Here is a 10,508-nt window from a genome sequence, read left to right as displayed (position 1 = left end):
GTGTGCTCTTCCGATCTCATGGCTTTGGTGAGCAACCCCAGTTGCGGGGTAGTGATGTGATTGCCGCTCTGATAGTCGAAGGAGACTCCTTTGACGAGATCCTCGCCTGGATTCTTTTCCCAGCCTGAACCGTGATTCCAGATGTCGAAGATATAATGCTCTGCAGGATGATTCCGGACGCCCCATTTGAAGAAGTTCAGGGCCTGCTGCCAGTCGCCCATATCCAGCTCTCCGAGCTTTTCGGTTACCTTCGAGCCTTTCTTTATATAATGCCGCTCCGTGTTGTCATTGCCCTGATGGTCCTGAAGAACGATAATATCGAGCTGGTCCGTAGAACCCACTTTCAGCATTTCTTCGACATCGGCATTGCCGGCCCAGTCCAGGTTGTTGTCGCCATTCAGGAAAACCATTAATGTCCATTTCTTCTGGGCATTGGCTGTTCCGGTGAGAAAGCTGAGGAACAAAGCAGATAACAGGAAAATATTCGAAAGTTTCTTCATAAAACTCCTCAACCGACATTGGAGATTCATTGAAATCAGTATACCCGGTATTCTCGATTCCTGGGCACATCAAAACGCATCAAATCATATCTTTGCCGGGTAAAATAAAACCCCTCCCGGCTGGGAGGGGTTTTGATTTGAAGTTGCGGTAAGAACTTACTTCAGAAGCGTCAAAGCCTTTGCATATGTGGAATGGTTTTCCATGCTCCTGGAATTCTTCAGATTCTGTCTCAGGTTGTCGCGCACTGTCCTGATTGCGGCTGAATCGCTCTGGTTGAGCAGAGTGATCGTATCGGTATTTCCTGCGTTGATGTCGCGGAGCATACAGGTTTCCACGATTTCGATCATCTGTTCCAGCTCATTTCTCAAAATCGAGCTCTTGCCTGCGTTCCTGGTGGAGGAAAGTTTCTTTTCCACTGAAAGCATGAATAGGACTTTCTCGTCTGTTTTCGGATACAGCAGGGATTTAACTTTGCCGAGTACTGCGGTTCTGCTCTGGGCAGAGTTTATGGCCTCGAAGCCGAAGGCAAAGTACACGATTTTGTATACGCCGGTGGTGACATAGAGTCCGGCTGTTCCGCTCGCATTCAGTCCCTTGGTTGTGTCTGCATGCTCTGAGAGCTGGTCGATGGTGAAATGGGGATCGTCCTTACCAGCAGGATTGTACTTAAGGATGGCTTTAGCCGGAGCCACTACATCGATCTCATCAGGCCATTTCTGGTTGTTGGCACCATCGCCGTTGGCTATGATCAGATCAGTGCCGTTGAAGGTATCCAGGCCCTGGAGGTTGAAGATGCCTGTGTTGTCCTGGATGTATTTTGCATGGATGTAATCAGTGTAGAACTTGGTGTCCTTGATCTTGTATCCGATGTCCTGGCCGGTGATGAACAGTGATCCGCCTACAGACAGGTAGTTGATCAGGTCATCCTGGCTGACTGTGTCGATGTCACTGGTACCCGGGGCATTGAAGAAAACCATGCCGCCGACATACTTCTTGAGCAGGCCTGAGCTGATCTTGCCTTCAAAGGCCACATCCCAAAGGTCATAACCGATGCCGGCGTCAGTGAGGGCTTTGGTATAGAATTTGGAGAACTCGTCTGTGGCATCCTTCGTGATCAGGAGCACGCTGCTCTTGGTTTCAAACGGTTTGCGCACGAGCACTGCATAGTCCTTGGTGATCTCGTTGCCGCCCATCACCACATGCACTGTGAAATTCACAGAAGTGCTGGAGGGGCAGGTTGTGCTGATGCGTGCTTTCAGGCCTTCGGCTTTGGCTTCGCCCATGCCCGGAACTTCGCTGATGTTCGCTTCACCGAAGGATTCGATGCTGGCGTTCATGCCTTCGACAGTCAGCTTGACCTTGATTCCGCTGCCGGGTTTGGTGCCTTCATTGGCAACCGTGACCTTGAATTCGACCAGTTCCCCCGGGGAGACCTTGCCGTCATTGTTTTCGTCAACAATGTCGATGGTCTTGACCGAGAGAACGGGGACGTTCGGGTAATAGAGGCCTTCGATGAAATCGGCCCATTTGGAGGCGATTCCGAATTTCAGGGCTCTGTATTCATTTTTCTTGCTGTCATACTGACTTTTACTTGGCATGTAGATCGAAATGCCTTCGGCATTAGCCACGTTGCTGCCGGTGTTGCCGCCGGCGATGATGATGGAGTTGCTGCTGCCCTTGACACCTGCAATGAGCTGATCTGCCTTGGACATGATGTCCGAGGAAGTGACTTTGCCCTTCACCTGGCGCGCGAAGTCAATCAGGTCCTTGCACTGGGCGTAAGCGAAGGACTGAGTAGCACCCATGGCTGTCTTGAAGGCGTCGTTAAGCGAGGCGTTCTGGATCAGCGCGTTGGTGAAATCATTCAGAACCGGGATGAAGCCGTCGAGTTTTGACATGTCCAGGGCTGAGAAAGTGACCTTGCTCGTGCCCTGTGAACCGCCGTTGTAGGAAGCGAGATAAGTTTCAGTCAGCTTCTTGCAGACATCGGCAGGCGACATGTCCGGATTGGCGGCGAGCGGGGTCAGCCAGTCATCGTACGGCCAGCCGTCGCCTGGTTCAGTTTCTTCGGAGAAAACCGCATAGTCAGTATAGTCTTTTGTTTCGTATGCGACTTCCATCATGGCCATCAGGCAGGCGTCATAGCCGATGATGTCCACGTTGCGGCCGATGTGTTCTTTCATGGCTTTGGCCAGCAGGCCGAGATGCGGGGTAGTCATGTGGTTGCCGCTATCATCGTCGTATGAAATGCCTTTGAACATCTCTCCACGGGCTTTCTTTTCCCAGCCTGCACCATGATTCCAGATGTCGAATACATAATGATCAGCCGGGTGGTTCTGGACGCCCCACTTGAAGAAGTTCAGGGCTTCCTGCCAGTTACCCATGTCGATTTCTCCAACCTTCTCAGTGTCCTTGGAGCCTTTCTTTATATAGTGTCGCTCGGTGTTATTGCTGCCTGCATGGTCCTGCAGCACGATGATGTCGAGTTGATCGTTGGAGCCGACCTTCATCATTTCTTCGACATCGTTGTTGCCGGCCGAGTCAAGATTGTTGTCACCATTCAGGAAAACCATTATTGTCCATTTTTTCTGGGCTTCTGCTGTGCCCGGGAAAACGAAAAAGCATACGAAGGCCATCAACAGGAAAATGCTTGTAATCTTCTTCATGCGAGCTACAACTCCTTTCTCAAATTCTTGCAATTGATGATTTGGAGACTTGATATACAGGCTGGGTGCAACAGGTTGAACAATGATTAGCCGAACCCCAGTCTCCCGCCCCAGCTTAATTAGAGATAAACAAAAACCCCCGTGAATCCCCCTTTCGATTCTATCTTACAGGTATTATACCCGGAGATAGCAGGAAGTCAACTTATCTATACTGAGAGTGGTACTGAGAACAGGTAACAACTTTCCCGTTTCCAGAAATCGTGATCTTGGAAAAGCAGATTCAGGGAGAAGATCGCTCTTCTGATCATTTTTTTGTGAAATCGTAACCCAGGTTTCGCCACTGAAACAGCAGTTCTTCCTTGGAAATGTATCCTTCATGACGGTTCAACTCTTTCCCTGAAGAATCAAAAAAGATTTGAGTCGGCAGCAGCTTGATCCGATACTTGTCAATCAGGTCACTGTTTTTTTTGGCATCAATGGATTGAGTTTCCAGTGTTTCTGCATATTCTGACTTGAGTTCATTCATCACAGGCGCCATCCGCATGGAGGGGGAATTGTTTTCGGAATAAAGCTCCAGAAGGAGAGGAAGTCTGTCCGGTTGAGCGGTTGCGGAGGCCCTGGCAGCGGCCTGAATTGTTGTTCCATCACTGGCAGCCTGCAGGGATTCTTTCTTCTGACTCCCGCAACCATAGGCCAGGATCAGCGGAATGATCAGATAGATTAATCGCATAATTTTATTTTATTGATCAATTGCTGGTTTTGCAAGTGACTCTTTGGAAATAAATTCAGGCCTGAGTTAATATATAATGGCTGTTTCACGAGATCTCTACAGCCAGAGATTTTGGAGCAGCTTTCAATAAACAAAGTGGCATAGCCTAACGGAGGGTGGAATGGGTGTTGCGGAAAGCATCAAGGGAATTTTCCAGAAAGACATCCCTGCAAAGTTTTCAGTGAAAAATCCTGTCAACCAGACCGAGTATCTGATCAACGGAGAAATCCGGCAATGGAAAGGTCCGCAGAAAGTGATTTATTCACCGGTCTGTTTCGAAACGGCTGATGGGGCAGTTCCCAGGGAGATTGGCAGCATCCCGCTGATGGATGAATCCGCGGCACTGGAAGCCCTTGAGTTTGCGGTGGCAGCCTATAATCATGGAAAAGGGGAGTGGCCCTGTCTTAAGGTGGAAGAACGGTTACGCTGCCTTGAACAGTTTACGATCAGGATGAAAGAGCGCAGAGACGAGATCGTGAATCTCCTGATGTGGGAAATCGGGAAAACCTATTCGGATTCCTGCAAGGAGTTCGATCGCACTGTGGAATATATTCTGGCTACAATGAATGCGGTCCGCGAGATGGACCATGCTGCTTCGAAGCTTACAATCGAAGAGGGGATCATCGGACAGATCCGCAGGTCGCCGCTTGGAGTGGTTCTGTGCATGGGACCGTTCAATTATCCACTTAATGAGACATTCACGACCCTGATTCCGGCCCTGATCATGGGCAACACAGTAGTCTTCAAGCCTGCCAAGCACGGTGTGTTGTTTGTGCGGCAGCTGCTGGAAGCCTTCCGCGATTCATTTCCTGCAGGTGTAGTCAATACGGTTTATGGGGAAGGCAAGCAGGTGGCAGGACCGTTGATGGCGACCGGCAAAGTGGATGTGCTGGCTTTCATCGGCACCAGCAGGGTCGCCGACACTTTGAAAAAGCAGCATCCCAGCCCTCACAGGCTGCGCTGCATTTTGGGCCTGGACGCAAAAAACCCGGGCATTGTACTGGAGAACGCGGACCTGGAACTGTCTGTCAAAGAATGTCTGCTGGGAGCGCTTTCTTTCAATGGACAGCGCTGCACTGCAATTAAGATCGTTTTTGTGCATAGAAGCCTGTCGGACAGGTTTCTCTCGAGATTTTCAGAGGAAATCGCCAAACTTGTCCCTGGCCTTCCCTGGGAAGAAAATGTAGCGCTCACTCCGCTTCCTGAGCCGGGCAAACCGGAATATCTCACTGAATTGATCAGAGATGCCGTGAGTTTAGGAGCCAGGGTCGTGAATCAGTGCGGAGGAACGGTTAACCAGACTTTTTTCTATCCTGCTGTGCTCTATCCTGTCAATCACAAGATGCGAATCTACAGCGAAGAGCAGTTCGGTCCATTGATCCCTGTGGTGCCTTTCGATGATCTGGAAACCCCGGGAAAATACATAGTTGAGTCGAATTTCGGGCAGCAGGTCAGCATTTTCGGCTCTGATCCCGGACAGGTCGCCGGGCTGGTTGATCTGCTTACCAATCAGGTCAGCCGGGTGAACCTCAACTGTCAGTGTCAGCGTGGCCCTGACTCATTCCCGTTTACTGGCAGGAAAGACTCTGCTGAGGGAACGCTTTCAGTGACAGACGCCTTGAGGGTTTTTTCGATCCGCTCGCTGGTAGCGGCCAAAAGTACTGATCAGAACAAAAATCTTATCAATACGATACTCAAGGAGAGAAAGTCGAATTTTCTCTCAACGGATTTCATTCTTTAACAATCGAGGCTTGCCTCTGGAAAAAGGGTGAATTTACCGTTAAATAAGCGTTAAGATTTGTAAAGCGAGAATTTACACTAATTAACTGATTCTGCGGGTGATAATCAGATAGAATTACATTAGGTGCGATAATCAGGAAGGAGAAGAAATGGAACGGATTTTTGTGATAGACGACGACAAGAAGTTATGCGAACTGCTTACCGAATATCTGTCTACAGAAGGCTTTGAAGTAGAAACCGTCAATGACGGCTTGCTTGGAATTGAGCAGGGGATAAAAAGCAGCTACGATCTGATCATACTGGATGTAATGCTGCCGGGAATCAATGGTTTTGAAGTGCTGCGCCAGTTGCATGGGAAAGTTTCAACACCGGTAATAATGCTGACCGCACGAGGCGAAGATGTGGATAGGATTGTAGGCCTGGAAATGGGGGCTGACGATTATCTGCCCAAACCCTTCAATCCGCGGGAACTGGTGGCCCGGATCAGGGCGATCCTGCGCAGAGTCAAGCCTGAACGGGAAGAAACAAATTCTGTCTCAAAAAAAATCAGGATCAGTGATCTGGAGATGGACTTGGGTTCCCGCGAAGTTTACAGGTCCGGAGAGAGGATGGAGCTGACTTCAGTTGAATTCAGTCTGCTGGAAAAACTGCTGAAAAATGCGGGTGAACTTGTGACAAGGGAAGAACTGGTCCGTGAAGTTCTGGGCAGGGCAATGACTCCTTATGACCGCAGTATCGATGTTCATGTCAGCAAGCTGCGCAAGAAACTTGGCAGTATTGTGGATGGGATGGAACGAATCAAAACCATCCGCAGCGTAGGGTATCTTTATGCTCTGGCTCAACCTGAAAATTCGGGTGGAAATCAGGAAACGGATAAAGAGTGAAACCAAAGAGAATTTTTTTAAAAATCTATCTGAGCTTCTGGGTGGCTGTGCTTTCATCATTTGTAATTCAGATCACCTGGGACAGGCTGACTGAATCGAGGCCGGACTGGGACAGAATGCCGAATCCATTTGAAGAAACTCTGCCAATCTATGGTCAGGCCATGCTCGGCTGTCATTTAAGTGGAAATCAAGCTGCCCTGGAAGAAATATCCGCTCAACTGGAAAAATCGCCTGGCCTGTCAATCTTGATTCTCAATCAGGACAGGCAGGAAATCTCCAGCAGGCTGATTCCTGAAAAAGGAATGGATCTGGCTGTCAAAGCTATTGAGAGTGGAACAACTGAAGTTGCTCCACCTGGTGAACAGATGTGGACTGCGGTTCCTTTCACTGGAATCGACGGAATAAAATATGTCGCTCTATGCGATTTGTCTCCTGCTTTCCACCATGGCCCGCACCCTGGCCCTCCCGGAAAACCCAGGGGCATGCCGATGCACCCGGTGTTCAGTCTCCTCATCATACTGCTGACTTCCGGAGCAGTCTGCTATTGGCTGGCCGGCTACCTGACTTCACCGGTAATTTCCCTGCGTGAGATGGCCGGACGTTTTGCGGGAGGGGATCTGAAAGTACGCATTGGATCGCAATACGGGGGCCGGAAAGATGAGCTGTCCGAGCTGGCCGCGGATTTCGACCGGATGGCTGAGCGCATTGAGTCTCTTCTGACCCTGCAGAGGCAGCTGCTGGGAGACATTTCACATGAACTGCGGTCTCCGCTGGCAAGACTCAATGTAGCGCTGGAACTTGCCAGGAAGCAGACCGGGCCTGAGGCAGCCAAAATCCTGGACAGGATTGAGCAGGAAGCGGAATCCCTGAACCAGATGATCGGCCAGGTTCTGATGCTCACACGCCTGGAGGGTGGCTTCGATAAGATTCAATTGACACATGTGAATCTGATGGAACTTGTGCAGGGCATTGCTGAAGACGGAAATTTCGAGGCCAAGGGAAGTGACAGGAGTGTAGTGCTCAAGGGAAGTGCGGAATGCACTGTTCACGGAAATGCTGAGCTTTTACGCAGGGCGATTGAGAATGTAGTGCGGAATGCCATCAGATACACAGATGAACAGACAGAAGTCGAAATAGATATCAGCAGAGTCGAAGAGCAGTCAATGGCATCTGCAGTTGTCACTGTCCGCGATCATGGCCCTGGAGTCCCGGAAGCTGAGCTTTCCAATCTATTCCGCCCTTTTTACCGGGTTTCTGTTGCCCGTGACAGGCAGACAGGCGGGACCGGGCTCGGCCTCGCAATCACTGAACGTTCCGTATGCCTGCACGGCGGGAAAATCAGAGCTCTTAACGCCAAGGGTGGCGGACTGATCGTAGAAATGAAACTGCCTCTTGAAAATGTCGAGTGCATATGAATCCAATTCATCAGAAGTGGCTGGACCTTGGAGCTGCTTTGAAATCCGGCGATCTTGCAGCAGCTGGACAGGCTTATGATTGGATTCAGATGAGCCTTAATCATCCGCAACCGGAAAAAAATTCAGGAAATCTTAGTGGACTTTATGAAAAGACTTTGAAGAATCATTGGAAAATTCCTTCCTGATATCGCGTAATTTTACAGCAGAAATAAAAAAGCCGGTGAGTTCACCGGCTTTTTTTATCGGAATGGGTATCTTATTAATGAGGAGTATTCGGCACATGCTGGCCAGGGACTACAGGAGCTGTCGGGGTATGAGGTGTAGCAGGATTATTCTGGGGCATTGGGTTGACACTTGGGACCGGGGTGACCGGGGGAGTCACAGGACCTGGTGTGGGAGCCGGGATGTTGTTGATCACCTGGGGAGCAGGAGCAGGGGTGACCGGGGTATAGTTGTTGGTAGGATAAGTTGGATAGTTCGGATGGTAGTTGTTGTTTGGATAGTAATTATTAGTAGGATAGTAGTTATTGCTGGGATAGTAGGGATTGTTCGGGTAGTAATTGTTGGTGGGGTAATAGTTGTTAGTAGGATAGTAGTTGTTGTTGGGATAGTAAGGATTGTTCGGGTAGTTGTTGGTGGGATAATAATTGTTATTTGGGTAGTAAGGATTGGTGGGATAATAATAATTAGTCGGATAATTTACGACATTGGTCGGGTAATGGACTACATTGGTCGGATAATGGACATTATTGTTATGATGTATCTGGTTCTGGGGATAAACAGTGGGATGAACATTCGGATGATAATTGTTATGGCATCTGGAAGCTTCCGTATCCAGACTGGCTTTGTCAATCGAAACGCCATTTCTTTCTCCGATTCTATCGTTGATCTCCTTGATTGAATCAGCGCAGGCAGCGGTGATTATCAGTGCGGTCATCATCAGTATCAGTAGTGTTTTCATGGTATCTCCCCCTTGTCTTCTTTTGTTAATTATATTCAGGGTAATTCATTTGTCAACATATATGAAGTTTCATTAATTTTCATTAAGTTCATGATGCGTGAAACTGAGTGTTATGGTGACTTCTCAAAAATCGGGTTTATTTTTCAGACAGGCCTGCTTTTTCCAGTCTTTTCCGTACGGATTCCGCATGACCTGCAAGGCCTTCTATCCCACCCATTTTCTGCGCTGCCGGGCCGATCACGGACAGCCCTTTTCTCTCCATGCGCAGCGTGGTCTGGAATTTCAGGAAATTCCTCACTGAAAGGCCTCCTGTGAATCTGGCAGCACCATTGGTGGGAAGAGTATGATTCAGCCCGCTGGAATAGTCGCCCAGAACTTCCGCCGCAAATTCTCCGATAAAGAGCGAACCATAATTTCTCAATCCGCTGATGTATCTGTCCGGTTCGCGCACCTGCAGTTCAAGATGCTCGGGGGCCTTCCGGTTGGCCGCTTCCACTGCCTCGAACAGGTCGTCAACCAGGATCACTATACCGTTTTCTGCGATCGATTTTCGTGCGATCTGCTCTGTTTGAAGCTTGCAAAGCTGCTGTTCTATTTCCAGTTTGACTGAAGCCACAAGGGTTTCCGAGTCTGTCACCAGCACAGGTGTTGCTTCCAGGTCGTGTTCGGCCTGGCCGAGAAGATCAGCTGCCAGGAGGGCAGGGTCAGCTGAATCATCGGCAATGATCAGCACTTCTGTCGGTCCTGCGATCATGTCTACCCCTACACTTCCATAGACAAGTTTCTTCGCTGCAGTCACATACTTGTTTCCAGGACCGGCGATCAGATCAACTTTTGGAATGGAAGCTGTTCCATACGCCATGGCAGCAATTGCCTGAGCACCGCCTAAGCGGTAAACTTCATCCACTCCCGCCAGCTCAGCGGCAGCAAGAATCAAGGGATGGACTGAACCTTCGTATGAAGGCGGGGAAAAAACTGCAATTTTTCCGACTCCAGCCACTCTGGCCGGTATCGAGCACATCAGAAGCGTGGAAACGAGCGGATAATTTCCTCCAGGCACATAGATGCCGGCCCGTCCGATCGGAATCACTTTCTGCCCAGTGAAAACCCCGGGTAGAAGCTCTGCTTCAAAACTTCTGCACTGATCCAGCTGAAGTAGAGCGAATTTTTCGATATTTTCAGCACATGTTTTTAGAGTGTGGATGATTTCGGATCCTGTTGCAAGAAAAGCTTCCCTGATCTGCTCAGGCCCGACTCTGAAATCTTCAATTTCAACGTCGTCAAAGCGACGGGTATATTCAGTCAGTGCTTCATCGCCGTCCATGGAAACGCGCAGCAGGATTTTCTTCACTGTATCAAGTTCCGGGACATCTCGATGTCTAAAAAAATCATCCGTAAGATCAGCGTATCTATATATCTTCAAGTTAATTTCTCACTTGAGTCTCTTTAATTGATTTATTGGATTATACATGGTCCTCTTGCAAAATGTTTTTTTGCGCTATATCTTGGGTAGACATTTTGTTAGAGGCCCATGGGGCACTAACAAAACTCTTATCGAACCTGCTTGATTAG

At 49.1% G+C, this 10,508-nt stretch carries 9 protein-coding genes; 4 read left to right on the top strand and 5 right to left on the bottom strand.

The genetic code is table 11. From position 1 onward, the window contains the following. From PHW04_09845 to PHW04_09835, 3 genes are all read right to left on the bottom strand, one after another. Positions 1-500: clostripain-related cysteine peptidase (locus PHW04_09845; protein ID MDD2716186.1), on the bottom strand; the 500-nt coding region annotated here is incomplete at its 3' end. Between the two features lie 156 nt (positions 501-656). Continuing rightward, positions 657-3,167, bottom strand: a complete 2,511-nt coding sequence (locus PHW04_09840; protein MDD2716185.1) for a clostripain-related cysteine peptidase — start codon at positions 3,165-3,167, stop codon at positions 657-659. Between the two features lie 304 nt (positions 3,168-3,471). Next, positions 3,472-3,897: a thioredoxin family protein gene (locus PHW04_09835; protein MDD2716184.1), complete on the bottom strand. Its 426-nt coding sequence runs from the start codon at positions 3,895-3,897 to the stop codon at positions 3,472-3,474. Between the two features lie 160 nt (positions 3,898-4,057). Between PHW04_09835 and PHW04_09830 the strand changes: the two genes are divergently transcribed. The 4 genes from PHW04_09830 (at position 4,058) to PHW04_09815 (ending at position 8,160) form a co-directional block, all read left to right on the top strand. Continuing rightward, positions 4,058-5,677, top strand: a complete 1,620-nt coding sequence (locus tag PHW04_09830) for an NADP-dependent glyceraldehyde-3-phosphate dehydrogenase (protein ID MDD2716183.1) — start codon at positions 4,058-4,060, stop codon at positions 5,675-5,677. Between the two features lie 148 nt (positions 5,678-5,825). After that, positions 5,826-6,560 (top strand): response regulator transcription factor, encoded by a 735-nt coding sequence (locus PHW04_09825; GenBank protein MDD2716182.1) that lies wholly within the window; start codon positions 5,826-5,828, stop codon positions 6,558-6,560. After that, entirely contained in the window at positions 6,557-7,975 is a 1,419-nt protein-coding gene (locus PHW04_09820) for an ATP-binding protein (GenBank protein MDD2716181.1), read from the top strand. Before PHW04_09825 ends, PHW04_09820 begins: the two co-directional genes overlap by 4 nt. Positions 7,976-8,013: 38 nt before the next feature. Continuing rightward, positions 8,014-8,160, top strand: a complete 147-nt coding sequence (locus tag PHW04_09815) for a hypothetical protein (GenBank protein MDD2716180.1) — start codon at positions 8,014-8,016, stop codon at positions 8,158-8,160. 74 nt (positions 8,161-8,234) lie between these two features. Here PHW04_09815 and PHW04_09810 read toward each other — a convergent pair whose 3' ends face one another. After that, the gene (locus tag PHW04_09810; protein ID MDD2716179.1) at positions 8,235-8,936 is read right to left on the bottom strand and encodes a hypothetical protein; all 702 of its coding nucleotides are present in this window, start codon (positions 8,934-8,936) and stop codon (positions 8,235-8,237) included. A gap of 136 nt (positions 8,937-9,072) precedes the next feature. Continuing rightward, positions 9,073-10,287 (bottom strand): histidinol dehydrogenase, encoded by a 1,215-nt coding sequence (gene hisD, locus PHW04_09805; protein MDD2716178.1) that lies wholly within the window; start codon positions 10,285-10,287, stop codon positions 9,073-9,075. Positions 10,288-10,508: the final 221 nt, after the last annotated feature.

The sequence above is a fragment of the Candidatus Wallbacteria bacterium genome, assembly GCA_028687545.1.
Lineage (GTDB): Bacteria > Muiribacteriota > JAQTZZ01 > JAQTZZ01 > JAQTZZ01 > JAQTZZ01.
Note: the sequence above shows the minus strand (reverse complement) of the source record. Positions and strands in the feature narration are given on the sequence as shown.

What these genes read in the sequence shown, in the direction of transcription:
- PHW04_09840 (MDD2716185.1), bottom strand. Translation starts at nt 3,167, where the DNA reads ATGAAGAAGATTACAAGCATTTTCCTGTTGATGGCCTTCGTATGCTTT.
- PHW04_09835 (MDD2716184.1), bottom strand. Translation starts at nt 3,897, where the DNA reads ATGCGATTAATCTATCTGATCATTCCGCTGATCCTGGCCTATGGTTGC.
- PHW04_09830 (MDD2716183.1), top strand. Translation starts at nt 4,058, where the DNA reads ATGGGTGTTGCGGAAAGCATCAAGGGAATTTTCCAGAAAGACATCCCT.
- PHW04_09825 (MDD2716182.1), top strand. Translation starts at nt 5,826, where the DNA reads ATGGAACGGATTTTTGTGATAGACGACGACAAGAAGTTATGCGAACTG.
- PHW04_09810 (MDD2716179.1), bottom strand. Translation starts at nt 8,936, where the DNA reads ATGAAAACACTACTGATACTGATGATGACCGCACTGATAATCACCGCT.